We start from the raw sequence: 25,914 nt of genomic DNA, 5'->3' as shown, positions 1-25,914 counted from the left end.
CATGGTCGCCAGCGACCTCGACCGCACCCTCATCTACTCCGCCGCCGCACTGGAGTTGACCGGCCCGGACGCCGACGCGCCGCGCCTCCTGTGCGTCGAGGTGTACCAGGGCAAGCCGCTCTCCTTCATGACCGAGGCCGCCGCCGCGCACCTCACGGAGCTCGCCGGCGCCTTCGTCCCCGTCACCACCCGCACCCGCGCCCAGTACGCCCGCGTCCACCTCCCCGGCCCGCCCCCGCGGCACGCGATCTGCGCCAACGGCGGGCACCTCCTCGTCGACGGCGTCTCCGACCCGGACTGGCAGGCCGAGGTCCGCCGCACCCTCGACGCCGGCTGCGCGCCTCTCGCCGAGATCCGCGAGCACCTGGCCCGTACCACCGCCGACGCCTCCTGGCCGCGCAAGCAGCGCACCGCGGAAGACCTCTTCGAGGTCCTGGTCGTCGAGCGGGCCGAGCTCCCGGAGGCGTGGGTGAAGGACTTCGCCGGGTGGGCGGACGAGCGCGGCTGGACCGTATCGCTGCAGGGCCGCAAGCTCTACGCCGTGCCGCGTCCGCTCACCAAGAGCGCCGCGGTGGCGGAGCTCGTCCGCCGTACGGGCGCGACCACCGTCCTCACCGCGGGCGACTCCCTCCTCGATACGGACCTCCTCCTCGCCGGCGACCGCGGCTGGCGGCCGGGGCACGGGGAGCTGGCCGACCAAGGCTGGACCGCGCCGCACGTCGCCGCGCTCGCCGAGCGCGGCGCGGCCGCGGGCGAGCGGATTCTGCGCGACATGGCGGCCGCGGCGGTGGCAGGATTCCGGGCATGAGTACTCCCGGCACTCCCGCCCACGACAAGCGCCCCGAGCAGTCCCCCGAGCTCTACCAGTACGTACTCGACCACAACCCGCCCCTCGACGCCGTCCAGCGCGACCTGGTCGAGCTCACCCAGGCCCGCTTCCCCGACCGCGCCGGGATGCAGTCGGCGCAGGAGCAGGGTCCGCTGCTGGCGTTCCTGGTCCGGCTGATCGACGCGAAGCATGTGGTCGAGGTCGGCGTCTTCACCGGATTCTCGTCGCTGGCGATGGCGCAGGCCCTGCCGCCCGCGCCCGAGGGGCGGCTGATCGCCCTGGACGTGTCGGAGGACTTCACGGCGCTGGCCCGCGAGGCGTGGGAGAAGTCCGGTGTCGCCGACCGCGTCGAGCTGCGCATCGGCCCGGCGCTGGAGTCGCTGCGGGCGATGCCCACCGAGCCGCACATCGACCTCGCCTTCGTCGACGCGGACAAGGAGCCCTACATCGACTACTGGGAGGAACTGGTTCCGCGGATGCGCCCCGGCGGCCTGATCGTCGCGGACAACGTCCTCTACCGCGGCTCCGTCATCGACCCGCAGGCCGCGGCGGGCGGCGCGGCAATCCGGGCGTTCAACGACCATGTGGCCGCTGACGCCCGGATGGACGCCGTCCTGCTGACCGTAGCGGACGGCCTGACGCTGGCGCGCAAGAAGTAGCTTTTACGCCACCGTCGTGTGGTGCTCCCGCCCCTCCGCGAGCGCCCGCTCGGGATTGCGGGTGCGCCAGTACGGATTGTCATGCGGCAGCCCGCCGCTGACCCGCCCGTACATGCCGAAGGTCAGCAGCACCAGCCCCATGATGAAGCTGAAGATGACGTTGGGCATGCGGAAGGCCAGGATGTTGAAACTGGTCTGCAGCACCGCGAGATTGACGAAGCCGCTGAGCAGGAACGCCGCGCCCAGAATCATGTTGAGCGTGGAAGCGAAGTTGCCGCCGCGATACGCGCCGTAGAGCAGCAGCAGCCCGACCGCGATGGAGAGGGTGGACAGGGCGCCGTTGGTGTTCAGCCCCATCGTGGTGTCGCCCTCGCGGGAGAAGAACCACACGCGATTGAAGAGCCCGAGCACGCCGAACACCAGCAGCCCGAGCCCGGCGACGCCGGCACCCGCGCGATAGACATTGGACAGGGCATGGTCCTGCGGCAGATGCTCATCGAGCTTCGTACGATGCGCCAGACTGCCGAACTGCACCCCGCGCTCATGCAACGCATCACGCGAGCCGAGCACGGGCCCGGTCGGCGCGCCCGCGAGCGGATGCGGGGTGCCGTCCAGGGAATGGCTGAGATGGGTGGGGGTGGCCATGGCTCCGACCTCCTTGGTGGGGGGAGAGGCCGTACGTATCCCAAGCATCCGCCCGGGGCGCGGGGGCGGGCAAATTGTCCGTTACGTACGGTAATCCCGGCCGCCGCCCCCGTTACCCTTCGTGCCCGCCCGGCTATCCTGTTGCCCATGCCCCGATACGAGTATCGCTGCAGGTCATGCGGCACGACCTTCGAACTGAACCGTCCGATGTCCCAGTCCTCAGCCCCGGCGCCGTGCCCGGAGGGCCATGGCGACGCGGTGAAGCTGCTGTCGACGGTGGCTGTGGGCGGGGTGGCGGCCGCGGGCCCGGCCCCGGCTCCGCAGGGCGGCGGTGGCGGCGGGTGCTGCGGCGGGGGCTGCTGCTCGTAAAGACGAGGGCTGGGCCTTAACCCCGCCCGCTCATCTCATCCCTGATCGCCTGCACCACCCGTGCCACCGTCTCCCGGATCGCCTCGGTCTCGGTGAGGAAGTGCCAGTAGTCCGGGTGCTTCCCGGTGAGGCCCGCGACGGCGCGGTCCAGGCGCTCCACCGACTGGTCCAGCGGCTGCGCATGCCGCGGGTCCGGATTGGCGCGCCCGGTCATCGCCAGCCGCTGGGCGTCGCGGATGGCGAAGCGGGTCTTGTCGACCTCGGCGGAGTGGTCCTTCTGCACCTCGTTGAGGCGGCGGAGCCGGTCGCCGGCGGCGGTGACGGCCTCGTCGGTGTCGTTGAGCAGCGCGCGTACGGTGCCGAGCAGGGCCGTGGTGTCCGGCCAGCGCTGGTCATTGCGGGCGCGGGAGGCCTCGCGGATCTTCTCCTCGGCCTGCGCGACAGCCTGCTTCGCCTGCTCCGGTACGGCCTGCAGATCCTGCCAGCAGGCCAGGGCGAACCGGCGCCGCAGCTCGCTGAGGATCGGCCCGACGCCCTCGGCTCTCGTGCCCAGCGCCTGGGCCCGCGTGCGTAGGCTGACCAGGCGTTTGTCCATGTCCGCCGCCTTCTTCGGCAGCTGCTCGGCCTCGCCGCGCAGCGCCTCCGCGGTCCGCTGGACCTCGACCGCGCGGTGGATGGTCTCCGGCACGCCGTGCCGGCCTGCGCCCTCGTTGAGCTTGGTCAGTTCGGGGCCGAGCGCGGCGAGCCGGGCCGCCAGGTCGTCGGCCTTGAAGCCCTCGGCCCGTACCGCGTCGAGGGCATTGCTCGCCGCGAGCAGCCCCTGCCGGGCGCGCTCGACGGCGGGGGCGAGGCGGGCGAGCTGGGTCTCGGCGTCCTGGAGCAGGGGGCCGAGGGAGTGGGCGAAGTGGTTGAGGTCGGCGCGGACCCGTTCGAGCTCGTTGGTGGACTGCTGCAGCTCGTGCCGCGCCTGGGCGGCGGTCCCCGGGGCGAGGTCGTCCCGGTCGAGGTCATGCGCGTCGACGGCGGTGATGTAGGTCTGGCTGACGCGGTCGATGCGCTGCCCGAGCGTGGCGAAGTCGCGCTCCGCCTGGCGCCCTGCGGGGGAATCGTCCACGGCGGCGATGGTCTCGATCGAGATCTTGAGGTCGCGCTGCGCGGTGTCCAGCTCGTAGAACGCCGTCGCCGCCGCGTCCCGGGCCGCCTGCGCCTCGGCCCGCGCGCTGTCTCCGCGGCCGCCGCCCCAGCCCCAGCGCCTGGTGCCGTGTGTCGTCAAAGTCCGTCCACTCCCCGCTCGCCACCGCCAAGCAGCTCCGCTGCGGTCCACCGGCTCACCATTGTCCCACCCGCGGGTGCGGAACCGAGAGGCCTGGGAGGGGGCTGTCACACAGGTGAGACGGTGATCACGTACGAGGGTGGGGTCGGAGCGTCAGGTGACGGTCCGGTCGAGCGTCAGCTGACGGCCTTCCGCACCAGCGCGGCGATGGCCTTCTCGTCCGCGGCCGTCAGCTTCGTGAGGCCGAAGGCGGTCGGCCACATGCTGCCCTCGTCCAGGTTGGCCGGGTCGTTGAAGCCGAACGTCGCGTACCGCGACTTGAACTTCGACGCCGCCTGGAAGAAGCACACGACCTTGCCGTCCTTGGCGTACGCGGGCATCCCGTACCAGAGCTTCGGCGCCAGCTCCGGCGCGCTCTCCTTGATGATCGTGTGGATCCGCTCGGCGAGGACCCGGTCCTCCTCCGGCATCTCCGCGACCTTCTCGAGCAGCGCCGCCTCGGCGTCGGCCTTGGTCTTACGGGCCCCCTTGCGGGTGGCCTTCACCTCCTGGGCGTGCTCCTTCATGGCGGCGCGCTCTTCTTCGGTGAAGGCGGACTGCTGCGATTCCTTGGCCATGGCCGGCTCCCTGTGTCGGATCTACGTTTCCGGGTTCGCTCTCCACGGTAGAAAGCGGCGGCGCGGTTGGCTTCTCCAAAACTGATCGAGTGCCTTTGGCCTGGTCAGGGCCTGCGGAGCAGCCACTCGCCGAAGGTGCGCCCGGCGGGCCGTACGACGATGCGGCCATGCGCCTTCTGGCCGGTCAGCACCACGCGCAGCGCGGTCGGTACGGGAACGTCGCCGTCGTCCGGGGACTGCCGGACCTTGACCTTTACGTGCGCCAGGCTCAGCGCATCCATATCGACCACGACGCCCGGCCTGGTGATCAGCGTGAGGGTCTTGCCGCTCGCATGCATGTCGATGGTCAGGGTGCCGTGCGTGATCACCGCCTGGGTGAAGTCGAGCGTCACCTCGCACCACTGCGTCGCCAGCTCCATCCGCCGCGGCACCACCCAGCGCCCCTCGCGCCTGATCGCACCGCTGTGCGCCTGCTGAATCCGGACGACGTCCTTGACCTCGGCGACCTCACCCCCGACACCCATCGCGGCCACGGGCGGCAGATCAGCGGTCAGCCCCGCCAGCTCCCCCTGGGTCCGCGCCGCCAGCGCGGCCCCCACCCGCTCATCGAGCTCCGCCCCGGTCAGCCGCCCATCCCCCGCCGCGACCCGCAACACCTCAACAACCCGATCCCGCTCCGCGTGCGAGGCCCGCAACTCACCCGACATGCTTCCGCCCTGCCTCCACCCGACATCCCCCGGCCGCCTGACGAACTAACGCTATATCGCGAGTCCCGGAACCCCAAGTGACGGAAGCCCCGGACCGATCGTGGTCCGGGGCTTCCGTCAAGGTCACACCTGGTGGGCGCGGACGGTTTCGAACCGCCGACATCCGCCTTGTAAGGGCGGCGCTCTACCGCTGAGCTACGCGCCCGGGTGAGTCGACAGCCTACCTTGCCGGGATGCCCGGGCCGCAAATCGTTAGCCTCGGGGGATGCGCGTACCCGGGCGGGATGAGCGAGAGCTGCTGGCGCTTGAGGTGGACGTCAATTTCCGGCTGGTCGATGAGGTGTGGGTCGAGGGGGCCGGCGATGGGGCCGGGCGGGCGGTCGTGTGGGCCTGGTCGCCGCGGGGTCGGGTGGTGGCGCTTGCGCCCTCGGCGTGCCTGCGTGCCGAGGGGGTCGATCTGGCGGGTGAGGCGTACGTGGCGGGGCGGGCGCCGCAGGCGCTTGGGCAGCTCGTGGATGGGGCGGTCGAGGGTGGGCCCTGTTTTGTGTTCCCGCCACCCGGTGGGCGGAGGCGGCTCGCTGACCTGGTGGCGGGCGCGGGGCTGCCGCTGCTCGCATCCGATGCGGAGGGGCGGCGCGCAGCGCGGGAGCTGATCCGGCCCTCGAACTGGCAGGCCGAGGAGTGGGGTCGGCTCATCAGCGGTGGTGCGGGGGAGTGGGCCATGGCCGTGCATGGTGGGAAGGACGTCGTCTGCATCGCCCACACCCCTGTCGCCAATGACATCGCCGCCGAGACCGGGATCTGGACCCGCGAGGACTTTCGTGGGCGCGGCCTTGCCCCGGCGGTCGTGGCGGCCTGGGCTGCGCGGGAAGGGCGCCGCAAGGAGGTGCTTTTCTATCGGACCAGTGCCGCTAATCGTGCCTCGCAGGCCGTCGCGCGTACGCTCGGGCTCCGGCCGCTCGGTTGGATCTGGACCGTGGGCGCGCAGTGACCCGTCACGCCGTCATGCACCCCCTGCCGCCAGCAGCGAGTACCGCCCCGACCGCACCAGCGACAGCACCACCTCCGCGCGAGCACGCGGCGCCGCGTAGTCCGGGTGGCTGCGGAGGACCGTCGCGGCGTCGTTGAGGGCGTGCATCTGGCGGGAGACGTCCTGCACCGTGGCGCCATTCACCGGGTGGGTGGAGAAGGCCGGGCGCTTCGGGTCGATACGGCCCACGCCTACCGCCGACTCGACGCGCCGGGCGCAGCGGCAGGCCGCGGACTTGTTCACCAGGCCGCAATTGCTGCCGAGGAAGGCGCGGATGCGGGTCCGGGCGCGTTCCAGGCGTTTGCGGTACGCGGCCGGGGTCGCGTCCATGATCCAGGCGGCCTCCGCGCTCGGGAGCGCGAAGACCTCGCCCAGGACGTACGCCACCCGTTCCGTACGGTCCAGGCACTGCACCAGTGCCTGGGTGCAGGTGAGCCGGACCTCCGTGGCCAGCAGCTCCGCCTCGGGGCCGGCGTAGTCCGCGGGGGCCAGGCCGCGGGCCAGACCCTCCGCGAACTCGTCGAAGGTCAGCTCCGCCTGCTCCTGCGGCGACTTCCGGCGCAGGTTCAGCAGGTGGTTGACCCCGACGCGATACGCCCAGGTGAGCAGCGCGGCCTCGCCGCGGAAGGTCGCCAGCCGGGTGATGACGCGGATGAGGATGTCCTGCACGGCGTCCTCGGCGTCGGCCGGACGGGCCGTCATCCGCAGGGCCAGGCGGTACAGCGGGTCCTGGAGGCGGGTGACGACCTCTTCGAGGGCGGCCGTGTCGCCGTCCACGGCCCGGGCCACCAGCGCCTTGTCGTCCTCGTACGCGGCCGTCCCCATCAGCCCCGTCCCCCCTCCCCGCAAAGGCCGTTGCGCTCCAGCCAGCGCGCGACGGCCTGCCCGATCGCGTCCGGCTGGTCCTCGGGCGCGTGATGCCCGGCCGGCCCGATGTCCTCGACGGTCAGGTTAGCGGCGTGCCGCGCGGCCCACTCGATGTTCTCCGCCGAGCCCAGGGCCACCCCGTCCGCCACGGCCATGAGGAGCTTCGGCACCTCCGGGCTGCCGGCCAGCCATTGCCCGTACGCCTCGATCCGCCGCACCACATCCGCCGGCTCGCCGTCGAAGGGGAACTCCCGCGGCCACTGCAGCAGCGGCTTGCGGGAGGCCGGGTCCGGATACGGCGCCCGGAACACGTCCAGGTCGGCGTCGGACAGGCCGCGCTGCGTGCTGAAGGGGCCGGGGAGCAGGTTCTCGATGAAGAAGTTCTGCTCCAGGATCATCGACTCCCCGACCCCGGGCGTACGGAACGCCTGGAACAGCTCCCGCCCCTCCCGCGGCATGTCCGCCCAGCGCTGCGGCCGCAGGAAGGTCTCCAGCAGCGCGATCCCTTTGATCCGCCCGGGATGGCGGGCGGCGTGGTCCATGCCCAGCGCGCCGCCCCAGTCGTGGCCGACGACCACGAACTCGTCCAGTCCCATCTCCTCGAACCAGGCGTCCAGATAGCGGGCGTGGTCCGCGAAGCGGTACGGGATGTCGGGCTTGCCGGAGGCGCCCATGCCGATGAGGTCGGGGGCGAGGGTGCGGGAGTGGGGGGAGACGTGCGGTATGACGTTGCGCCAGAGGTACGAGGATGTGGGGTTGCCGTGCAGGAAGACCACGGGCGGGCCTGGCTCGGCGGGCGGCGCGGGTGGAGTGGGTTCGGTGTAGGCGATGTAAGAGTCGAGGACCTTGGTCTCGAGGATGTTGTTCATGGAAGGGTTGGACACGGCGGCGCACCCGGTTGTGACAGCGACCGGCGAGAAAGTTCTACGGGATGTCGTCCGACCCCAGCGGCCGGCTCCGCCGCAGGATCTCCGTCACCGTCTCCTGCGGGTGCTGTTCGGAGTTGTCCAGCCACAGCCCGATGCGCGGGGTGTCCTTGCGGAGAGCCTGGTCCAGGGCCGTAACCGACCAGCCGCCGCCATAGCCGGACTTGGTGCGCTGGGCCTCGCGGACGGCGACCGTCGTCGGGCCGGGGGCGAGGACGATGACGTGGAGGGGGCGGCCGCGGATGAGGCGGGTCATGCGGGCGAGGCGGTCGCCGAGGATGATGTCCTGGGCCACGACCGAGAAGCCGGCGGCGAAGTATTCGTCTGCGACCTTGGCGGTCAGGCGGTGGCGCAGATTCAGCTGGCGTTCCGCTTCCGCGGAGGGGTCCGGGGTCATCTCGGCCCGGCCGGTCACCACCATGCGGCGGAAGACGTCGCCGCGTACGTGCACCGCTCGCGGCAGCTGTTCGGCGAGGAGTTGGGCGACGGTGGACTTTCCGGCGGCGGAGATTCCGGTGATGAGGTAGATCGCCTGCGGAGTCTGCGGGGGCGGTGGGGTCGGTGGTGCTTGCGGCGTCTGCGGAGCCGGTGGCATGGGGCTTCCTTGCGGGTGCGGGCGGCGGTGTGGTCAGGAACGACCCCCGGGCCCGGTAGTGTACGGGCGTGATCGCCAAGAGCGCTGAAGGCGCTGCCGCCGTGCCGCTGCTGGTTCTCTGGGACATCGATCAGACCCTGATCGAGGGCGCCGGTGTCTCGCGGGCCGCGTACGACGCCGCCTTCCGGCGGCTCACCGGCGGGCGGTCCATCGAGCGGCCGTGGGCCTTCGACGGCCGTACGGAACTCGCCAACGCCGCGGCGGTGTTGCGCGACCACGGCGTGGATCCGGAACGCGAGGGCAATCTCGAGGAGTTCGTCCGCCTCGTCGTCGACGAGCTGCATGCGCGCGCCGACGTGCTCGCCAAGGAGGGGTACGTACTGCCCGGCGCCGGCGAGGCGTTGGCGGCGGTGGCCGCGATAGGCGGTGGCGTGACGCAGTCCGTACTCACCGGGAATCTCTATCCGCTCGCCGTCCTGAAGATGACCGTCTTCGGCCTCGCCCGGCACCTCGACTTCCGCGTCGGCGCGTACGGGGGCGACGCCGTGGAGCGGGATGAGCTGTCGGCGTACGCCTTCGACCGCACCGCCCGCTACCTCGGCCGGCGGCACAGCGGCGCGGACACCGTGATCATCGGCGATACGCGGCGCGATGTCGCTGCCGCGCGGGCCGCGGGGGCGCGGGCGGTGGCCGTGGCCACGGGACGGACCGGGGCGGAGGAGCTGGCGGCGGCCGGGGCGGATGTGGTGCTGGCGGATCTCAGCGATACGGGAGCGGTGCTGGCGGCGATCGGCGTCGCGTAGGCCGCGCTCGGTCTTTGAACGGGGCGCTGTGGGTCAGTAGTTCAGCCGCGCCAGCACCGGCGCGTGGTCCGACGGGCGGCCGTTCGCCGCGGTCCGTACCGGATCGTCGGTCATCGACGGCAGCGCCGCGCCCGAGCCCGCCGTGACCTCGGCCAGGCGGTCGAGGAGGGCGTGGCTGAGGAGGACGTGGTCGATGAGCTCGCGGCGGCCGCGGTAGACGCGGGAGTAGCGGCGCTCGGGTGGGATGCGGGCGGCGACGTTCCAGAGGCGGTGCGCGTCACCGCGGTCCGGGCGGCCGAAGCCGGGGGAGTCGAACTCCGAGCCGGGCGGGCCGTGCAGCAGCTGGGTGGTGGCGGCGTCGGGGCCGTCGTTGAGGTCGCCGAGGAGGGCTAGGGAGCGGGGGGTGGGGTTGGCCGGGGCGGCGGGGCTGTCCTGGCCCTCCCGGCCCTCCTCGCCCGCGGATCCCGTCAGCAGCTCGTCCGCCAGCCGCCGTACGGCTGCCGCCTCGGCCGCGCGGCGGAAGAGGGCGTACGCGGCATAGCGCGCCCGCTCGCCCTCGTCCCGCGGGGCGAAGCGGCCGCCCGGGAAGGAGAGCAGCTTCGACTTCAAGTGACAGCAGATCAGCAGCAGTTCGGCGCCCGGCGCGGGCTCGGCCCGTACCGCCAGCGCACCGCGCCCCATGCTCTCCGCCGCCGGGCCGAAGTCCTGCACCTGGACGCGGTGCAGCGGCGGCGGGAAGGCGTCCGTATCGGCGACGACGGCGAGCGGGAGCCGGGAGAGGAAGCCGACGCGGATGCCGCGGGAGTCCGGGTGCGCGGACAGGGCCGTGTGCCAGGAGCCCGGCGGGTCGCCGGTGCCCAGGTGGGTGGCGAGGTCGGCGAGGGCGCCCGGGTCGCCGACCTCCTGGACGGCGAGTATGTCGGGGCGCAGCCGGTCCACGACGGCCGCTATCGCGTCGAGCTTCGCCTCGTACGCGGCCTTGTCGGGCGGGCCGAAGGGGCCGCCGGGGCGGTAGAGGTTCTCGAGGTTCCACGTGCCGATGAGCGCCATGGCGGGCCTCCCCTGCGGGTGGTGGGTGGCTCGCAGTGTCCGGCAGTGGGGGTGTGGGTGCCCATACGCCAGATGGCCCGTGTGGGGGTGGAGTGGGTACGGGCTTGGCGGGTGGGGCTGAGGGCGGGTGTGGAGGCGGCCGTACGGTCAGGCCGTCGCCGGCAGTCGCGCGCACTGGCGGCAGGCGCGCGCGGAGGCCGCGATCTTTGAGTGGCAGGCAATGGTGACCGCGCCCGCGAGCGCACTCAACGGCCAGTTGGCCGTCAGCAGTGAGGCGACGGTGAGCGTGCACGCGCTGAGTGCCAGGGCGACCGCCGCGGTGGTGCCCGTCCAGGCGACCACCAGCGGCAGCCGGTCGGCGCGGTCCGCGGCGGGCAGCCGGCGGGCGAGCGGGCCGGTGGCGGCCAGGAACGCGGCGGCGGCCAGCGCGGTGGCGGCGGCGGTGCCGCCGAGGTGGGCGAGCAGCACCTGGGCCAGGTGCGGCAGTTGGTGAGCGGCGGAGACGGCCGCGGTGGCGAGCACGTACCAGCAGGGGAGCAGGAAGGGCACGGCGAGCAGGACGCCGCGGGCGGTGTGGCGGGCCTGCGCGATGGTGAGTTCGCGCTGGAAGGTGGGGGCCAGGTCGGTGATGGCGCCGAACTGGCGGACCGCCTCGCGGGCCGCTTCGGCGGCGAGGGGCTGGGCGCCGGGGGCAGCTTCGCCGTCGGCCGTCACATCCGGCGCCAGGTCCGGCGCCGCGTCGGCCGCCACCTCCGCAGCCGCGTCGAGCAGGCCCTCGCGCAGCTCCGCGAGCATCCGGTCCTTCTGCCGGGGCGGGCCGTGCAGCACGGCGGCCAGCTCCGCGACATGCGCCTCGATCGGGTCGGCGGCGGCGGGCTCCGCGGGTGCCTGCGGCGCGCTCACGTGGCGGCCCCCGGCCTGGGCGCCGGCTCCAGCACGGAGCCGATCGCGGCGGTGAACTCCCGCCACACCTTCCGCTCCGTCTCCAGGCTCCGCCGCCCGGCGTCGGTGAGCTCGTAGCAGCGCCGCTTGCGCTCGCCGGCGGACTCCCAGGTGCTCTGCAGCAGGCCGAGTCGCTCCAGGCGGTTGAGCGCGGGGTAGATCGTGCCCTTGCGCAGCTCCAGGACGCCATTGCTGCGCTGCTGGACCGCGGTGATCACCGCGTAGCCGTGCAGGGGGCCGGATTCGAGTACGGACAGGAGCAGTCCGTCCAGGTGCCCGCGTACTTCGCTCGCCTTCATGGTTAGACAGCCTACCCAAGTGGGGAAGCGATCGTATAGATTGCCTGGCAATCCATTGCTGACCAATCCATGCGAGGGGCCAGGTTCCCGTGACCAAATTCCTGCTGTCCGTGCACGTGCTCGCCGCGATCCTGGCGATCGGGCCGATCGCGGTCGCGGCGTCGATGTTCCCCCGGTACGTGAAGACGGCGGCCGGGCCGGATGTGGCGGAGGGCGTGGTGACCGCCAGGCTCCTGCACCGCATCTGCCGCGGCTACACCGTCGTCGGCATCGCCGTACCGGTCTTCGGCATCGCCACCGGCGCCCAGATGGGCGTCCTGACCGACGCCTGGCTGCTGGCCTCGATCGTGCTGACCACCGCCGCGGCGGTGCTCCTGGTGGTGGCGATCCTGCCCCGGCAGGAACAGCTGATGGAGAGCCCCGGCGCCGCGGGGGCGGCCCGACTCGCCATGGTCACGGGGATGTTCAACCTGCTCTGGGCGATCGTCACCGTCCTGATGATCGTCCGCCCCGGCTCGACGACGGGAGCGTGACGGCGATGCGCGCGCTGCTGATCGCGGCCCATGCCGAGGCTGTCTCGCTGGTCATTCTGCTGACCAACCTCTTCACCGTTCATACGCAGGCGATCACCTCGCTGGGCGGTCCGGTGCACGGCACGGCGTATCTGATCGCCATCGTCAGCACCTGGCGTATGACGGCTTCGCCGGGGGCGAGATGGCGGGCGTGGATCCCGGGTGTGGGTGGGCTGCTGGCGGTGCGATGCCTGCGGCGGCTGGAGGAGGGAGCGGCGGCTGTGAGCCCGGCTTCGGAAGCGACCCAGGCCTCGGCCCCGGCCTCGGATCGCCAGTAGGCTCGGGCCGCATGATTGTCTGGATCAACGGCACCTTCGGCGCGGGCAAGACCACGACCGCACGTGAGCTGGAGCAATTGCTCCCGGACGCGCGGATCTTCGATCCGGAGATGGTCGGCACGATGCTCAGGTACGGAGTCACCAAGCTGCCGGAGCACACCGACTTCCAGCAGCTCGAACCCTGGCGCCCGCTCGTGGTCGAGACCGCCGATCAGCTGCTGCGCAGCTGGGGCGGCACGCTGATCGCGGTCCAGACGGTGCTGCACGAGCCGTACTGGGACGAGATCCGCAGCGGCCTCGAACAGCGCGGCATCCCCGTACGCCACTTCGTACTCGACGCGGACCGCGCCACGCTCGAGTCCCGGATCGAGGGCGACACCCCGGACATCCGGGAGTGGCGCCACGCGCACCTCGACGCCTACGAGTCCGCCCGGCCCTGGCTCCGCCGCGCGGGCACGATGCTCGACACGAGCGCGCTCACCCCGGCGCAGGTGGCGGCGCGGCTCCGGGCGGGCGTGGCCGGGCATTCCGCAGCCGGATCCCGCTGAAGCCGAGGGTGGACGCCGTCACGGCGTCCCAGAAGTCCCAGAGTTCGGGCAGTACGCGCAGCTGGATCCCCGCTGCCCGGTGCAATTCGAGCAGGTCACCGACGGGTTCGGGTGGGCCGAGAGGGCGGACCGGGCGGGTGGCGACGTGGGCGTTCCGGTGGACGCCGAAGGGGCGGAAGCCTGCGGCGTCGAAGCGATACGCGTACAGCTCGACCGTACGCAGGCGCTCCAGCCACCCGTACTCGATCGCATGCACGCGCGTGCCACCGCCCGGGCCGATGATCCGCTCCCGGTCGGCCTCGGCGGTCCGCCCCGGCTCCACCCACGCCATCCCGCGCGGGCACTGCCGCGGAAACCAGTAGTCGGGCGCGCGAGCCGCGTCCACCGCCCAGACGTACGCCTCGGGCTGCTGGGCGGTGGCCGCCACATGCGGGACGAAGCGCTGGATCTCCGGGTCCTCGGAGAAGTGCAGGACCTCACCGGGCCGGGGTCGCATGCGCGGCCTTCAGGCGCGGAGGCGGCAGGTGTACGTGCCGAACGCCGAGCGGAAATACGACGACTCGAGGATCTCGAAACCGGCTCGCTCCAGCATGGGCTCCAGCAGCCAGCGGAAGGTGGAGTACTCGGTGCGGATGTGCTCCGCGTAGTCCTCGGCCGTATACCCGACGGCCGGGTCGTCCGACGCGCCGGCGAACCACGCGGCGAAGCGATCGTCGGCTTCCGACGGCTCGAAGTCGTAGACCAGATCGTGCAGGCGGAGGATGCCACCCGGGCGGAGCAGCTGCGCGATGCGGGTCAGTGCGAGGGCCTTGAAGAAGTCCGGGAGCTGGTGGAGGGCGTTACGGGTGTAGACGACGTCCGGGGCTTCGCCCTGATGCTCGTACGTCAGGAAGCCGGCCTGCACGACCTCGAGATTGTCCGCGCCGGCTTCCTTCGCGCGATCGCGGAGGTAGGCGTTCATGGCGGGCGACACGTCCGCCGCGACGACGCGGCGGCACACCTTGGCCGCGGCGAGGGGGACGCGGCCGGAGCCGGCGCCGAAGTCCACGAGCACGGAGTCGGCGCTGAGACCGTGGCGGGTGAGGGCTGCCAGCTCCTCGTCGATGTCGGGTAGGTAGCCCTGCTTGCGGTCGTAGCCCTCGACGAAGGCGGGGTCGAGGTGTTCGGGGCCGGCGTAGTCGAGTTCGTTGATCATCCAGGTGGTGGTCATGCTCATGGGGGGATCCTGGCATGGGAGTGGGGGTGGATCGAAGCGGATTCTTTGGGTGTGGGGTGGGCGCGGCGCGAGCGCCTGTGCCTGTCCCGTGGGCATCCTGTGGCTTCGCCACGGATGTCCTCAATCGCCGGACGGGCTTGGTCGGTGGGTGGGCCGGTCCGAGTTCCACGACACCACCGAAAAAACGTGGTGGTCGGCTCGTTGCTCGGTGCTGGGTTTTTTCGGCGGCGTCGTTCCACTCGGCCCTCCTCCCGGAGGGAGGGATCCAGTCGGGTGGGGGGCGGGTGGGTTGGTATCGGATGGTGACGGTTGCGTTGCCGTCTTCTGGTGAGGTGCGGTGCCGGAAACGGGTGGCTGGCTGCGGAAGGGCGGGGGAGGCAGCCCACCCCGACCAGCCGCCCCCGCCCCTCCGCAGCCAGCCAACTCACCGGCACCGAGCAGCCCCGCAAGACGGCAACGCGACCGCCACCATCCGATACCAACCCACCCGCCCACCAGCCCGGGTCCGAGTCGAAGCCCCAGCCTCGGCCAGCAGGAGGGTGAGAGCCCTCAGGATCAGCCCGCCACCAGCCCCCCACCCGACTGGATCCCTCCCTCCGGGAGGAGGGCCGAGTGGAACGACGCCGCCGAAAAAACCCAGCACCGAGCAACGAGCCGACCACCACGTTTTTTCGGTGGTGTCGTGGAACTCGGACCGGCCCACCCACCAACCAAGCCCGTCCGGCGTTTGAGGACATCCGTGGCGAAGCCACAGGATGCCTCACGCCGCCCCCCAATCGCGCACAGGCAGCAAGTACGGCTCACCCCCACCCGGACACACCAGCACCCGACCAGCCAGCCCCTCATCCCGCACCAGCCCCACCACCACCTCAGCAATATCCCCCGGCTCAATCACCGGCGACAGCCGGCCCCGCTCGGCGGCAGACATCGCCGCCCGACTCCGCCGCGACGACGGCGTATCCACCATGTCCGGGCACACGCAATTCACCCGCACCCCATCCGTCTCCCACAGCCCCGCCGAGCTAGCGGTCAGGCGTACGACCGCCGCCTTCGCCGCCGCGTACTCAGGCATCGCGTGCGGCGCCGTGCCCAGCCCCGCCACAGACGCGATGTTGACGATCGCGCCACCACCCCGACCCGCCATCGACGCCAGCGCGAGCTGCGTGCACAGCATCAGCGCGAGCAGGTTCAGCTCCACGACGGCACCCCATTCACGGCGGCCCGAGCCGGGGAAGTACGGACCGTCGGCAGGCGCGCCGCCCGCGTTGTTGATGAGGATGTCGATGCCGCCGAGTTGGGCGATCGCCGCTCGCATTGCGGGCGTTACGTTTGAGCGGTCGGCGAGGTCGGCGGGTATGTACACCGCGCCCATCGCGCGCGCCGTCGCCTCGCCCGCCGCGACGTCGTGATCGACGATCGCGACCTTCGCCCCGTCGGCCGCCAGGCGCGCAGCCACCGCCGCGCCGATGCCTTGTGCGCCGCCCGTCACCACTGCGGTCTTGCCGGCTGTCTCCACGGAGCCCTCCGGTCTAAGAAAACGATTTCTTACGTCGTGCCGCCGAGGTCGCCCCACCCCACCCCCAGGTGCTGTCCCGCTCCCCGCGATTTTCCTGCGGCACGGCCATTGACCTCGGCCGCAGCGCGCTTTTAACCTCCCCGTGAAATCGATTCCACGGGACCGGCCCTAAGGAGCGCGGTGCTCTCGAACATCCACCCCTACCTCACCGGCGACCTGCTCCGGCACCTGGACGCCATGGGCCACGGTGACACCGTAGTGCTCGCCGACGCCCACTTCCCAGCCGCGCGCACGGCTGCCGCGCACGGGCGGATCCTCGATTTTCCGAGAGTGACCACTCCGGGCCTGCTCGCCGCCATCCGGACCGTCATCCCCCTCGACGAGCACGAGACCGCGCTCTATCTCATGGCCTCCCCCGACGGCCGGCTGCCGGTCCAGGACGAGCTGATCGCGGCCGCCGAGGCCCGCCCCGCCGACGTCGAGGAGCTCGACCGGCACGCCTTCTACGACACCGCTGCCGCCGGATTCCTGGTCGTACGGACCGGGGAGACCCGTACCTACGGGAACGTCATCCTCCGTAAAGGAGTGGTCACATGAGCAGCAAGACCGATCCGCTCCTCCGCGTCCAAGGCGTAGCCAAGGCCTTCCCCGGCGTCCAAGCTCTCCAGGACATGCACCTCGACCTGGCCGGCGGCGAGGTGCTCGCCCTCGTAGGGGAGAACGGCGCCGGGAAGTCGACCCTGATGAAGCTGCTCTCCGGCATCTACACCGCGGACGCGGGCGAGTTCTTCATCGATGGTGCGCAGGTACGGATCGACGGGCCGCGGCATGCGCAGCAGCTGGGCGTCAGCATCATCCATCAGGAGTTCAACCTGATGCCCGACCTCACCGTCGCCCAGAACATCTTCATCGGCCGCGAGCCGCGCGGAAGGCTGCTCCTGCGCGACCGCGAGCTCGTCGCCCGTACCCGGGAGCTCCTCGACCGGCTGCAGCTGCCGCTCGACCCGGGTGCCCGCGTCGGGGCGCTCACCATCGCGCAGCAGCAGATGGTCGAGATCGCGAAGGCGCTGTCGTACGACGCCAAGATCCTGATCATGGACGAGCCGACCGCCGCGCTCAACGATGCCGAGGTCGCCGCCCTGCACGACCTCATCCGGCGCTTCGTCACCCCGCAGACCGGCGTCATCTACATCTCGCACCGGATGGACGAGCTGAAGGCCGTCTCCGATCGCATCACCGTGATCCGGGACGGTCGTTATGTCGATACGCTCGTCACCGCCGATGCCGCCATGCCGGACGTCATCGCGCGGATGGTCGGGCGGGAAATCGACACGAGCGCCGGGCCGGAGAGCGTACGGGACGATCGCGAGGCCGTCCTCGAAGTCACCGGCCTCACCACCAAAGCGCTGCTCAAGGACGTCTCCCTCGACCTGAAGCGAGGCGAGATACTCGGGCTCGCCGGGCTCATGGGCGCCGGGCGTACGGAGGTGGCGCGGGCGATCGTCGGAGCGGACCCGGTGGAGTCCGGGACCGTCGCCCTCCGCGGGCGGCAGGTCCGGATCAAGAACCCGGCCGACGCCGCCCGTCATCGCATCGGATATCTCTCCGAGGACCGCAAGCGGCTCGGGCTGCTGGTCGAGCAGGACGTGAGCGCCAATATCGGCATCAGCTCGCTCCGCGAGCGCTTCGTGTCGCGCGGCTTCGTCAACGACCGTGCCGTACGGGAGAAGTCGAAGGAGCTCGTCGCCTCGCTGGGCATCCGCACGCCGTCCGTCGACCAGGCCGTCAGAAACCTCTCCGGCGGCAATCAGCAGAAGGTCGCGCTCGCGAAGTGGCTGGTCAAGGACTGCGACATCCTCATTGTCGATGAACCGACCCGCGGCATCGACGTGGGCGCGAAGGAAGAGATCTACCGGCTGCTCAACGACCTGGCGCAGCAGGGCAAGTCGATCATCATGATCTCCTCCGAGCTCCCCGAACTGCTGCGCATGGCGCACCGCATCGTGGTGATGAGCGAGGGCCGGGTCACCGGCGAGCTGGCCGCGGCGGAGGCCACGCAGGAGAAGGTCATGCATTACGCCACGCTGCGCCCGGGCGACGGCAGCGGCAGCAGCGCGGACCACGCGGCCTGAGCGCCACAGCCCCCCACGTACGACACCCCCACGCACGCCCCCCCACGCACGACCGTTAGGAACGAACCATGACAGCCCCCACAGCCACAGCGCCGGATCAGGAGCAGGAGGCGCACCCGTCCGGTGGACTGGCCGCTCTCAAGGGCAAGTTCCAGCAGCTGCTCGCCTTCGCCAGCCTGGTCGTCATCGTCATCTACTTCTCGATCGCCAGCCCCAACTTCCTCAACTACAGCAACATCACCTCCCTGCTCTTCTCGACCGTCGTGATCGGCACGCTCGCGCTGGGCGCCACCTTCGTGATCGTCGCCGGCGGAATCGACCTGTCCGTGGGCACGGGCATGACGTTGTGTGCGGTGATGGCGGGTGTCTTTATCGTCAATTGGGGCGTGCCCATCTGGCTGGGGGTCCTCATGACCCTCGCCTTCGGCGCGCTGATCGGCCTGGTCAACGGCCTCAACGTCACCTTCCTCAAGCTGCCGCCCTTCATCGCCACGCTGGCGATGATGCTGGTGGCGCAGGGCCTCGCCCTCGTCATCTCGAAGAGCGCGCCGATCTACTTCGAGGGCGATTCCGGGTATACGGACATCTCGACCGGGTCGATCATCCCGGGCGCCGACTTCCCGAATGCCGTGCTGATCCTGGCCGCCGCGGCGCTGATCGGCGGCATCGCCCTCAATCGCACGCTGCTCGGGCGCTACACGTACTCGATCGGCTCCAACGAGGAAGCCACCGGCCTCTCCGGCATCGACGTCCGCAAGTGGAAGATCATCATCTACGTCGTCTGCGGCATCTTCATCGGCCTCGCCGGCGTCCTCATCTCGGCCCGCCTCGGCTCGGCGCAGCCCGCCACCGGCATGGGGTACGAGCTGCAGGCCATCGCGGCCGTGGTGATCGGCGGCACGTCGCTGTCGGGCGGCAAGGGGTCGATCGTCGGTACGGTCATCGGCGCCCTGATCATCTCCGTACTCAACAATGGCCTGCAGATCACCTCGGTCCCGCAGGAGTGGCAGAACGTCATCCTCGGCTGCGTGATCGTCGCCGCGGTGTACGCCGACCAGGCGCGTAAGCGCACGGCCTGAGGGGGCACGGATGCGGATCAGGCGACTGACAGCCGCCGCCGGCGCCGCGGCGGCCATGGCGCTCCTGCTGAGCGGGTGCGGCGGGGATGTGAACGGGGACGGCAGGAAGCCGTACATCGCGATCGTGTCGAAGGGGTTCCAGCACCAGTTCTGGCAGACGGTGAAGAAGGGGGCCGAGGCGGAGGCCGCCAAGCGCGGCGTGAACATCAGCTTCGAGGGTCCGGCGACCGAGTCGGAGGTGGAGGCGCAGGTCAACATGGTCTCCAACAGCCTTGGTAAGAACCCGGACGCCATCGGCCTGGCGGCCCTCGACTCCAAGGCCGTCGAGCCGATGCTCGAGCAGGCCAAGCGCGACCACAAGCCCGTCATTGCCTTCGACTCGGGAGTCGACAGCGACATCCCGCTGACCACGGCCGCCACGGACAACAAGGCCGCGGCCGCCGAAGCCGCCAAGCACATGGCGAAGGCGCTGGGCGGCAAGGGACAGGTGGCCCTCGTCGTACACAGCCAGACCGCGGCGTCCGGGGTCGACCGGCGGGACGGCTTCGTCGAGTGGATGAAGAAGCACGCGCCGGGGATCAAGCTGCTGCCGGTGCAGTACGGCGGTGGCGATCAGACGAAGTCGGCGGACATCACGAAGTCGATCATCGCCGGAAACCCGCAGCTGGACGGCATCTACGGCTCCAACGAGGGGTCGGCCATGGGCGTCGTCCAGGGCGTGAAGGAGAGCGGCAAGGATGATCTGAAGGTCGTCGGCTTCGACTCCGGGCAGGGCCAGATCAACGCGATCAACGAGGGCCGGATGATCGGCGCGATCACCCAGGACCCGGCGGCCATCGGCGCGCAGGTGGTGGCGGCGGCGGTACGGGCGATCAAGGGCGAGAAGCTGCCGAAGGTCATCGAGACCGGCTACTACTGGTACGACCGCAAGAACATGGATGACCCGAAGATCGCTTCGGTGCTGTACCGCTGACACGGTTTGCCGGAATGGCAAAGGTGCTGGGGCGCGCGGCCGGCCATCCCGCACGATCGGATCATGACGCCAACACCTTCCTTGGTTCATCGCACGGTTCCCGGTCCCGCGGGGCGGATCCATCTCGTAGAGCAGGGCGAGGGGCCGCTGGTGCTGCTGGTGCACGGCTTTCCCGAGTCCTGGTACTCCTGGCGGCACCAGCTCCCGGCGCTCGCCGCCGCGGGCTATCGCGCCGCGGCGATCGACGTGCGCGGGTATGGGCGGTCGTCCAAGCCGGCCGACGTGGCCGCGTACCGGATGACCGAGCTCGTCGAGGACTGCGCGGCGGCCGTGCACGGACTCGGCGAGCGGGCCGCCGCCGTCGTCGGGCACGACTGGGGCGCCGGGATCGCCGCCAACAGCGCGCTGCTGCGGCCGGACGTCTTCACTGCCGTGGCGATGCTCAGCGTGCCGTACGCGCCGCGTGGCGGGCCGCGGCCGAGTGAGGTGTTCGCCGGGATGGCGGGGGAGGAGGAGTTCTACGTCAGCAGGTTCCAGGAGCCGGGGCGGGTGGAGGCGGAGATCGAGCCGGATGTGCGGGGGTGGCTGGCCGGGTTCTTCGCCGCGCTGTCCGCGGACACCATGCCGGGGCCGGAGGCGCCTGATCCGCATTTCGCCGCCCGGGACGGGCAGTTGCGCGATCGCTTCCCGGACGGGAGGCGGCTGCTGCCCGGCTGGCTCTCGGAGGATGATCTCGACTTCTACGCCGCGGAGTTCGAGCGCACCGGGATCTCGGGCGCGCTCGCCCGCTACCGCAACATGGACCGCGACTGGGAGGACCTCGCGGACCTCGACGGCGCGGCGATCGCGCAGCCCTCGCTGTTCCTCGGCGGCGGCCTCGACGCGTCGACGACCTGGCTGGCGGCGGCCATCGAGGCGTACCCGAAGACGCTGCCCGGCCTGGTCGGCTCGTACATCCTGGAGGGGTGCGGGCACTGGATTCAGCAGGAGCGGGCCGAGGAGGTCAACCGGCGGCTGATCGAATGGCTCGAGGCCTGTCAGTCTGCCAACGGGAAGCCCTGATCTTCCTTGACCAGCTTCATGCTCATGTGCGAGGTCAGCTGGCCGAGGCCCGGCAGATCGGCGAGTACCTCCGAGTAGAAGTGCTCGTACGCGGGGAGGTCGCGCACGGCCACGCGCAGGAGGAAGTCCGGGTCGCCGAAGAGGCGGTGGGCCTCCACCACCTCCGGGCGGGCGGCGATGACGTCCTCGACCGCCGCCACCGTCTCCCGGTCCTCGCGCGCCAGCACCACCGTGACGAAGACCTGGAAGCCGCGGTCGATCGCGGCGTCGTCGAGCAGCGCGCGATAGCCGCGGATGACGCGGTCCCGCTCCAGTTGCCGCACCCGGCGCAGGCATGGGGACGGGGTCAGGCGGACGCGGTCGGCGAGTTCGGCGTTGCTGAGGCGGCCGTTCTGCTGCAGCTCGCGCAGGATGCTGCGGTCTGTGCGGTCCATGGCGCAATATTCTGCTCGCGGGCGGCCGTGCGGGGCCATAAGTCGCCATCGGATGCCAGCGGTTCCGGCCTAGCGTGGGCGGCATGGATACCCGACTGCTGCTGCTCTTTCTGGGAGTCGACGTCCTGCTGATCCTCACCCCGGGACCCGACTGGATGTACATCGTCGCCCGCGCCCTGCGGCAGGGGCGCGAGGCCGGGCTGTACGCGGTCGCCGGCATCGCCACCGCGTATACGACGCACACGCTGCTGGCCGCGGTGGGCCTGGCGGCCGCCTTTGCCGCGCTGCCGGGGGCGCTGGCGGCGCTGCGGTATGTGGGGGCGGCGTACCTGGTCTTTCTTGCCGCGGGGATGCTGCTGGCGGTGCGGCGGGGCTGGGGCGGCCAGGGCGGCGGCCAGGGTGGCGAGCAGCGTGGCGGGCAGGCGCGGCTTGAGCGGGTCGTCGGCGAGGCCGGGCCCGCGAAGGTGCTGCGGCAGAGCCTGCTTACGGCGCTGCTCAACCCCAAGGGGCTGCTGCTGTATCTGGCGCTGATCCCGCAGTTCGTCTCGCCGGCGGCGGCGCTGCCGCTCGGGGTGCAGACGGCGGTGCTCGGGCTGCTGCATGTGCTGTGCAGCTCCGCGGGTTACGTGGTGGTGGCCCTGGCCGCGGCCCGCGCGGGTACCGCGCTCGGGCGCAGCCCGCGGGCGCGGCGGGGGATCGGGGTGGTGTCGGCGGTGCTGCTGCTCGGGGTGGCGGGAGTTACGGCGAGCGTGCACTGACTCTCGACCTCCGCGGCCGATCCCCCTACGCTACCGGCCAGTTATCTCCGGTGTGAGGGGATCGACCGTATGCGACACAGGCGCTGGGTGTGGCCACTCTTCGCGGGACTGCTTTTGGTGACGGCGCTCGGCTGGGGCGCGGCCGTATCCGTATCGAACGGGGACGGCGGCGACGACGGCGCGGGCACCGAGCCCGGCCAGGTCGAGTGGTCGGACCAACCGGGGAAGGCGGGGGCGAAGCAGACCCCGAGCGCGAGTGCGAGTGCCTCGCCGACCGCCCCCAAGGCGCCTGACGCCCCGCGCCGCGTGCTCTACCTCGGCGACTCGCTCGCCATGGAGACGCAGAACGAGCTCGGCAGCTGGGTCCGCCGCGGCGGCGCCGATTACGGCGCCGAGGTGGTCGGCGGCACCACGATCTGCGACTACATCCAGGGGCGCAAGGGCAGGTCGCTGGTCAAGGCCGACCAGAAGGCCGCCGCCCTCGTGAAGAGCGAGAAGCCGGGCGTCGTGGTGATGCAGTTCTGGGGAAACGCCTGGGGCTATACGCCCTGCATGGACAACATCAAGTGGGGGACCCAGGAGTATTACGAGCGGTACGCCGGTGACGCCCGGGCCGTAACCGAGCAGATCGAGGCGGCGGCAAAGCAGGCGGGCACGCCTCGGCCCCGTATCGTCTGGGTGCTGCAGCCGCCGGACGCCTTGAACCCCGCGCGCACCGACGGCGTCAACGACATCTATCGCCGCCAGGCCAGGAGCACCCGCGACCTGACCGCCGATATGAGCAAGCGGCTGGCCGGGCCGGACGGCAAGTGGGCGGAGCAAGTGGACTGCGACGCGTACGAGCAGTCTCACGGGCTGTGCAAGAGCGGCCGGGTGGCGCTGCACCGCGGCGACGACCCCCAGCACTTCTGTCTCGCGAAGCCGGTGGAGGGCGGTCGGCCCTGTCCGGTCGACTCACCCGGCGTGATCCGCTACAGCCGGGTGGTCGCGGATGTCGTGGACGGTTACTTCAGGCCTTCGAGCAGCGGTAGCAGATAGTCCTCGGAGCCCTGCCGGGTGATGCCGAGACCGGCGAGCAGCCGGGCGCCGTCGCTGCCTTCGTCGCGGAGGATGCCGAGGAGGAGGTGCTCGGTGCCGATGTAGTTGTGGCCGAGGCGGAGCGCTTCGCGGAGGGCGAGCTGGAGGGCTTTCTTGGCGCCGCCGCTGAAGGGGACGGCCTCGACGGCGGCGCGGAAGGGCACCGCCTTGCCGGCGGCTTGGCCGGCCTGCCGTGCCTCGCCGGTGGCCCGCCCGAACTCGGCCTCGTACGCCTCGCGGACCGCCGCGACCGCGGCGCCCTGCGCGTCCATGGCCTTGGCGGCCAGCCCTTCGGGCTCCTGCAGCAGGCCGAGCACGAGGTGCTCGCTGCGCACCTGCTCGTGCCCGTAACGCTGCGCGGCGGCCTGCGCCTCCACGACGACCTGCCGGGCGCGGAGGGTGTAGCGCTCGAAGGAGAAGGCGGTCTTGGTGAGGTCGTCGCTCGTTTTGTCGTCCTTGGCGACGAAGCGCTTCTGCGCGGCCTGCTTGCTGACGCCGAGGTGCTGGCCGATGTCGGTCCAGGAGGCGCCGGCGGTGCGGGCCTGGTCGACGAAGTGGCCGATGAGGTGGTCGGCGAGTTCTTCGAGGCGGGTGGAGATGACGACGGCGTCTTCGAGGTGGATGAGGGGGTCGGCTTGGGGGTGGAGGCGATTGACGATGTCGATGAGTTCGTCGAGGCGTACGGGGTTTTCGGGGTTTTCGGAGTTCGCGTCCATGCGTCAACCGTAGGTTGACGATGTTGGAGCGTCAACCCGTGGTTGACGATTGGTTTGGTCAGGCCGTCCTGCGCGACCGCCGCGGGTGCTTCACGAGATACGCCGCCGCGGCGCCCGCCGCGAACAGCGCCAGAAGCGACACCAGCGTCGAGACCCACCCGGTCCCGAGCCACTGCCCGCCGAAGTAGCCGAGCGCCACCCCGTACGCCGCCCACACCAGCCCGGCCAGCGCCGACCACGGCAGGAACTCCCGCACCTTCCGGTGCGCCGCACCCGCGCCCAGGCTCACCACCGACCGCCCCGCCGGGGCGAACCGCGCCAGCACCACCAGCGCCCCACCGCCCCTGGCCAGCGCCGCACCGAGTCCCTCCTGCGCCGCGGACAGCCGGCGGGAACGGGACAGCGCACGATCGAGACGGGCGCCGCCGCGCCAGGCGAGGCGATACGCGACCAGGTCGCCCAGCACCGATGCGGTGGCCGCGCAGGCGACCAGGCCGAGGAGTTCGGGGAGGTGGCCGCCGTGGTCCAGGACCGCCGTGCCCTTGCGGACCGCGGTCGCGGCGGTGGAGGTGCCGGCCGCGGCTGCTGCCGCCATGATCACCAGGACGCCGCTGGGGAGCACCGGGAGGAATACGTCGAGGAGGACGGAGATGCCGATCGCCAGGTAGATCCACGGGGAGTCGGTGAGCGACCCCAAGAATTCCACGGCAGTACTCCAGTCAGTTCCTGCCGCAGGGGACCTCGTTCTCGCTGGGCGGCTAGGTCGGTCAATTTCCTGTACAGCGTACGCCTCGGTAATGCCGTGATGTCCCGGGGGTTCCCTGATGTTGTTCGAATCACGCTTGCCCCTTCTTTACCACGGTCACCCGGATGCCTCGCGCGTACGGCACGCCGCGGCCACTCGCGGCGGGGAACGTGTTGGCGTAACTGACTCAATCGGCACGTGTAGTAGGGGTGACAGCGATGATGGCGAAGGCCAAGGGCGTGGGCGCGGTGGTGGGACTCACGGTGGGTCTGACCGCGGCGCTCGGAGCGGCGCCGGCGGCGGGCGCTGCGGAGGCGGGGCAGGGCCCGCGGGTGGCGCAGGGGGACGGGTGGCTGGCGAAGTCGGGACGGTTCGCGCCGCCGACGGCGCTGATTCCGTCGGACGCCGTGACGTACGACCAGAAGCTGGTCCCGGCGGGCGCGGAGATCGGGGTGGTGGAGCGGGCTGCGGGTGAGCGGACCGCGGTGCTGCTCGCGGTGCGCGGGCTGAAGGCGGACCGGGAGTACGGCGCGCATATCCACACCAAGCCGTGTGGCGCGGACGGGGACGCCGCGGGGCCGCACTACCAGGACAAGGCGGACCCGGTGACGCCGTCGGTGGATCCGGCGTACGCGAATGATGAGAACGAGGCGTGGCTGGACTTCAAGACGGACGGGTCGGGGAGGGGCTGGTCGTTCGTCAAGCAGGACTGGCGGGTGCGGAAGGGGGAGGCGCGGTCGGTGGTGCTGCACTCGGAGCACACGCACACGGGGCATGGGGATGCGGGGACGGCGGGGGATCGGCTGGCTTGCTTCACGGTGCCTTTCGCGTAGCCGGGGTTTTGCTTTTGCCCACCCGCCCGCCCGTTGCTCGGTGCGACTGGGGGGCCGGGCGCATGGGCGGCGGTTGGGTACGGGGTAGTGCCCGACCGCCCCCCCCCGTTGCCGGGTGTGGCAGGGGACGCGCGGGTTGGGCTGCCGGCGGGCCGGTTCTCCGGGTGGGCCGGGCGCGGGGCGGGGGCACGTCCTCACGCGGCACCGACACTTTTGGCTGCGCGTGTTGCTCATCCCCGCCCTGCGGCCGAGCCCCGTCCCGCACCCTCGTCACATGCCCGGGTGCGGTCGGCCCTCCGGCCTGTCGTAGCAGGTCGCTCCGGCGGTGCCCGCCCGCCCCATCCCTGTCGCACCGGGCAACGGG

Annotated in this window: 32 protein-coding genes and 1 tRNA gene; 16 read left to right on the top strand and 17 right to left on the bottom strand. The window is 71.4% G+C overall.

Going from position 1 to position 25,914, the window contains the following annotated elements; genetic code table 11:
* Position 1 precedes the first annotated feature (1 nt).
* Both ACNNMR_RS12330 and ACNNMR_RS12325 read left to right on the top strand, forming a co-directional pair.
* A complete protein-coding gene (locus tag ACNNMR_RS12330) occupies positions 2 to 808 on the top strand; it encodes an HAD family hydrolase (RefSeq protein WP_420000338.1) in 807 nt (268 codons plus the stop codon).
* On the top strand, positions 805 to 1,488 hold the full coding sequence (locus tag ACNNMR_RS12325; protein WP_419994620.1) for an O-methyltransferase: 684 nt from the start codon (positions 805 to 807) through the stop codon (positions 1,486 to 1,488). The genes ACNNMR_RS12330 and ACNNMR_RS12325 overlap by 4 nt, the downstream gene beginning before the upstream one ends.
* A 3-nt stretch (positions 1,489 to 1,491) precedes the next feature.
* On the opposite strand, the gene ACNNMR_RS12320 is transcribed toward ACNNMR_RS12325, so the two are convergent.
* Complete coding sequence (locus tag ACNNMR_RS12320) at positions 1,492 to 2,133, bottom strand: DUF4383 domain-containing protein (protein WP_419994619.1); 642 nt, start codon at positions 2,131 to 2,133, stop codon at positions 1,492 to 1,494.
* A gap of 147 nt (positions 2,134 to 2,280) precedes the next feature.
* Here ACNNMR_RS12320 and ACNNMR_RS12315 point away from each other — a divergent pair, with 147 nt between their 5' ends.
* Positions 2,281 to 2,502 (top strand): FmdB family zinc ribbon protein, encoded by a 222-nt coding sequence (locus ACNNMR_RS12315; RefSeq protein WP_419994618.1) that lies wholly within the window; start codon positions 2,281 to 2,283, stop codon positions 2,500 to 2,502.
* A 16-nt stretch (positions 2,503 to 2,518) separates the two neighbouring features.
* On the opposite strand, the gene ACNNMR_RS12310 is transcribed toward ACNNMR_RS12315, so the two are convergent.
* The 4 genes from ACNNMR_RS12310 to ACNNMR_RS12295 form a co-directional block, all read right to left on the bottom strand.
* Positions 2,519 to 3,775, bottom strand: a complete 1,257-nt coding sequence (locus ACNNMR_RS12310) for a hypothetical protein (protein ID WP_419994617.1) — start codon at positions 3,773 to 3,775, stop codon at positions 2,519 to 2,521.
* Between the two features lie 176 nt (positions 3,776 to 3,951).
* Positions 3,952 to 4,392: an iron chaperone gene (locus ACNNMR_RS12305; RefSeq protein WP_419994616.1), complete on the bottom strand. Its 441-nt coding sequence runs from the start codon at positions 4,390 to 4,392 to the stop codon at positions 3,952 to 3,954.
* A gap of 104 nt (positions 4,393 to 4,496) precedes the next feature.
* Positions 4,497 to 5,099: a DUF1707 SHOCT-like domain-containing protein gene (locus tag ACNNMR_RS12300; RefSeq protein ID WP_419994615.1), complete on the bottom strand. Its 603-nt coding sequence runs from the start codon at positions 5,097 to 5,099 to the stop codon at positions 4,497 to 4,499.
* A gap of 130 nt (positions 5,100 to 5,229) precedes the next feature.
* A tRNA-Val gene (locus ACNNMR_RS12295) sits at positions 5,230 to 5,304 on the bottom strand.
* Between the two features lie 60 nt (positions 5,305 to 5,364).
* Between ACNNMR_RS12295 and ACNNMR_RS12290 the strand changes: the two genes are divergently transcribed.
* A complete protein-coding gene (locus ACNNMR_RS12290) occupies positions 5,365 to 6,090 on the top strand; it encodes a GNAT family N-acetyltransferase (RefSeq protein WP_419994614.1) in 726 nt (241 codons plus the stop codon).
* A gap of 12 nt (positions 6,091 to 6,102) precedes the next feature.
* On the opposite strand, the gene ACNNMR_RS12285 is transcribed toward ACNNMR_RS12290, so the two are convergent.
* From ACNNMR_RS12285 to ACNNMR_RS12275, 3 genes are read right to left on the bottom strand one after another with little or no spacing between them, the layout of a single operon-like run.
* Entirely contained in the window at positions 6,103 to 6,954 is an 852-nt protein-coding gene (locus tag ACNNMR_RS12285; RefSeq protein ID WP_419994613.1) for an RNA polymerase sigma factor, read from the bottom strand.
* Positions 6,954 to 7,865 (bottom strand): haloalkane dehalogenase, encoded by a 912-nt coding sequence (locus ACNNMR_RS12280; RefSeq protein ID WP_420000337.1) that lies wholly within the window; start codon positions 7,863 to 7,865, stop codon positions 6,954 to 6,956. The genes ACNNMR_RS12285 and ACNNMR_RS12280 overlap by 1 nt, the downstream gene beginning before the upstream one ends.
* A 55-nt stretch (positions 7,866 to 7,920) precedes the next feature.
* Positions 7,921 to 8,517, bottom strand: a complete 597-nt coding sequence (locus ACNNMR_RS12275) for an AAA family ATPase (protein ID WP_419994612.1) — start codon at positions 8,515 to 8,517, stop codon at positions 7,921 to 7,923.
* A 68-nt stretch (positions 8,518 to 8,585) separates the two neighbouring features.
* On the opposite strand from ACNNMR_RS12275, the gene ACNNMR_RS12270 reads away from it, so the two are divergent.
* A complete protein-coding gene (locus ACNNMR_RS12270) occupies positions 8,586 to 9,320 on the top strand; it encodes an HAD hydrolase-like protein (RefSeq protein WP_419994611.1) in 735 nt (244 codons plus the stop codon).
* Positions 9,321 to 9,353: 33 nt separating this feature from the next.
* Here ACNNMR_RS12270 and ACNNMR_RS12265 read toward each other — a convergent pair whose 3' ends face one another.
* The 3 genes from ACNNMR_RS12265 to ACNNMR_RS12255 all read right to left on the bottom strand — a co-directional run bounded on the left by ACNNMR_RS12265 (position 9,354) and on the right by ACNNMR_RS12255 (position 11,611).
* Complete coding sequence (locus ACNNMR_RS12265; RefSeq protein WP_419994610.1) at positions 9,354 to 10,370, bottom strand: endonuclease/exonuclease/phosphatase family protein; 1,017 nt, start codon at positions 10,368 to 10,370, stop codon at positions 9,354 to 9,356.
* A 147-nt stretch (positions 10,371 to 10,517) separates the two neighbouring features.
* A complete protein-coding gene (locus ACNNMR_RS12260; RefSeq protein WP_419994609.1) occupies positions 10,518 to 11,273 on the bottom strand; it encodes a hypothetical protein in 756 nt (251 codons plus the stop codon).
* A complete protein-coding gene (locus tag ACNNMR_RS12255; protein ID WP_419994608.1) occupies positions 11,270 to 11,611 on the bottom strand; it encodes a PadR family transcriptional regulator in 342 nt (113 codons plus the stop codon). Before ACNNMR_RS12255 ends, ACNNMR_RS12260 begins: the two co-directional genes overlap by 4 nt.
* Positions 11,612 to 11,700: 89 nt before the next feature.
* Here ACNNMR_RS12255 and ACNNMR_RS12250 point away from each other — a divergent pair, with 89 nt between their 5' ends.
* From ACNNMR_RS12250 to ACNNMR_RS12240, 3 genes are read left to right on the top strand one after another with little or no spacing between them, the layout of a single operon-like run.
* Positions 11,701 to 12,144, top strand: coding sequence for a hypothetical protein (locus tag ACNNMR_RS12250; protein ID WP_419994607.1), 444 nt, complete (start codon positions 11,701 to 11,703; stop codon positions 12,142 to 12,144).
* Positions 12,145 to 12,149: 5 nt separating this feature from the next.
* Positions 12,150 to 12,461, top strand: coding sequence for a DUF3817 domain-containing protein (locus tag ACNNMR_RS12245; protein WP_419994606.1), 312 nt, complete (start codon positions 12,150 to 12,152; stop codon positions 12,459 to 12,461).
* An 11-nt stretch (positions 12,462 to 12,472) separates the two neighbouring features.
* Complete coding sequence (locus tag ACNNMR_RS12240; protein WP_419994605.1) at positions 12,473 to 13,009, top strand: AAA family ATPase; 537 nt, start codon at positions 12,473 to 12,475, stop codon at positions 13,007 to 13,009.
* On the opposite strand, the gene ACNNMR_RS12235 is transcribed toward ACNNMR_RS12240, so the two are convergent.
* From ACNNMR_RS12235 to ACNNMR_RS12225, 3 genes are all read right to left on the bottom strand, one after another.
* Positions 12,939 to 13,505 carry a DUF6886 family protein gene (locus ACNNMR_RS12235; RefSeq protein ID WP_419994604.1) on the bottom strand — a complete coding sequence of 189 codons (567 nt, stop codon included), beginning with the start codon at positions 13,503 to 13,505 and terminating at the stop codon, positions 12,939 to 12,941. The two genes, ACNNMR_RS12240 and ACNNMR_RS12235, sit on opposite strands and share 71 nt — an antisense overlap.
* A gap of 9 nt (positions 13,506 to 13,514) precedes the next feature.
* A complete protein-coding gene (locus ACNNMR_RS12230) occupies positions 13,515 to 14,225 on the bottom strand; it encodes a class I SAM-dependent methyltransferase (protein ID WP_419994603.1) in 711 nt (236 codons plus the stop codon).
* 760 nt (positions 14,226 to 14,985) lie between these two features.
* Positions 14,986 to 15,741, bottom strand: a complete 756-nt coding sequence (locus ACNNMR_RS12225; protein WP_419994602.1) for an SDR family NAD(P)-dependent oxidoreductase — start codon at positions 15,739 to 15,741, stop codon at positions 14,986 to 14,988.
* A gap of 180 nt (positions 15,742 to 15,921) precedes the next feature.
* Between ACNNMR_RS12225 and ACNNMR_RS12220 the strand changes: the two genes are divergently transcribed.
* The 5 genes from ACNNMR_RS12220 to ACNNMR_RS12200 all read left to right on the top strand — a co-directional run bounded on the left by ACNNMR_RS12220 (position 15,922) and on the right by ACNNMR_RS12200 (position 20,987).
* Positions 15,922 to 16,338 (top strand): RbsD/FucU family protein, encoded by a 417-nt coding sequence (locus tag ACNNMR_RS12220; protein ID WP_419994601.1) that lies wholly within the window; start codon positions 15,922 to 15,924, stop codon positions 16,336 to 16,338.
* Positions 16,335 to 17,873 carry a sugar ABC transporter ATP-binding protein gene (locus ACNNMR_RS12215; RefSeq protein ID WP_419994600.1) on the top strand — a complete coding sequence of 513 codons (1,539 nt, stop codon included), beginning with the start codon at positions 16,335 to 16,337 and terminating at the stop codon, positions 17,871 to 17,873. Before ACNNMR_RS12220 ends, ACNNMR_RS12215 begins: the two co-directional genes overlap by 4 nt.
* A 68-nt stretch (positions 17,874 to 17,941) precedes the next feature.
* Complete coding sequence (locus tag ACNNMR_RS12210) at positions 17,942 to 18,952, top strand: ABC transporter permease (RefSeq protein ID WP_419994599.1); 1,011 nt, start codon at positions 17,942 to 17,944, stop codon at positions 18,950 to 18,952.
* Positions 18,953 to 18,962: 10 nt separating this feature from the next.
* A complete protein-coding gene (locus ACNNMR_RS12205) occupies positions 18,963 to 19,925 on the top strand; it encodes an ABC transporter substrate-binding protein (RefSeq protein ID WP_419994598.1) in 963 nt (320 codons plus the stop codon).
* 63 nt (positions 19,926 to 19,988) lie between these two features.
* Positions 19,989 to 20,987: an alpha/beta fold hydrolase gene (locus ACNNMR_RS12200; RefSeq protein WP_419994597.1), complete on the top strand. Its 999-nt coding sequence runs from the start codon at positions 19,989 to 19,991 to the stop codon at positions 20,985 to 20,987.
* Here the strand turns inward: ACNNMR_RS12200 and ACNNMR_RS12195 are convergent.
* Positions 20,963 to 21,421 carry an Lrp/AsnC family transcriptional regulator gene (locus ACNNMR_RS12195; protein WP_419994596.1) on the bottom strand — a complete coding sequence of 153 codons (459 nt, stop codon included), beginning with the start codon at positions 21,419 to 21,421 and terminating at the stop codon, positions 20,963 to 20,965. The two genes, ACNNMR_RS12200 and ACNNMR_RS12195, sit on opposite strands and share 25 nt — an antisense overlap.
* A gap of 83 nt (positions 21,422 to 21,504) precedes the next feature.
* Here ACNNMR_RS12195 and ACNNMR_RS12190 point away from each other — a divergent pair, with 83 nt between their 5' ends.
* A complete protein-coding gene (locus tag ACNNMR_RS12190; protein ID WP_419994595.1) occupies positions 21,505 to 22,179 on the top strand; it encodes a LysE family translocator in 675 nt (224 codons plus the stop codon).
* A 69-nt stretch (positions 22,180 to 22,248) separates the two neighbouring features.
* On the top strand, positions 22,249 to 23,217 hold the full coding sequence (locus tag ACNNMR_RS12185) for a hypothetical protein (protein ID WP_419994594.1): 969 nt from the start codon (positions 22,249 to 22,251) through the stop codon (positions 23,215 to 23,217).
* Here the strand turns inward: ACNNMR_RS12185 and ACNNMR_RS12180 are convergent.
* Together ACNNMR_RS12180 and ACNNMR_RS12175 are read right to left on the bottom strand one after the other, a co-directional pair.
* Positions 23,184 to 23,972, bottom strand: coding sequence for a Clp protease N-terminal domain-containing protein (locus tag ACNNMR_RS12180; protein WP_419994593.1), 789 nt, complete (start codon positions 23,970 to 23,972; stop codon positions 23,184 to 23,186). The two genes, ACNNMR_RS12185 and ACNNMR_RS12180, sit on opposite strands and share 34 nt — an antisense overlap.
* 58 nt (positions 23,973 to 24,030) lie before the next feature.
* Positions 24,031 to 24,678: a DedA family protein gene (locus ACNNMR_RS12175; RefSeq protein WP_419994592.1), complete on the bottom strand. Its 648-nt coding sequence runs from the start codon at positions 24,676 to 24,678 to the stop codon at positions 24,031 to 24,033.
* Between the two features lie 257 nt (positions 24,679 to 24,935).
* Between ACNNMR_RS12175 and ACNNMR_RS12170 the strand changes: the two genes are divergently transcribed.
* Positions 24,936 to 25,550 (top strand): superoxide dismutase family protein, encoded by a 615-nt coding sequence (locus ACNNMR_RS12170; protein ID WP_419994591.1) that lies wholly within the window; start codon positions 24,936 to 24,938, stop codon positions 25,548 to 25,550.
* Positions 25,551 to 25,914: the final 364 nt, after the last annotated feature.

It is taken from the genome of Streptomyces boninensis (genome assembly GCF_048572725.1).
Taxonomy (GTDB): Bacteria; Actinomycetota; Actinomycetes; order Streptomycetales; family Streptomycetaceae; genus Streptomyces; species Streptomyces boninensis.
The sequence above is the reverse complement of the archived record's forward strand: the minus strand, read 5'-3'. Positions and strand labels throughout refer to the sequence as shown.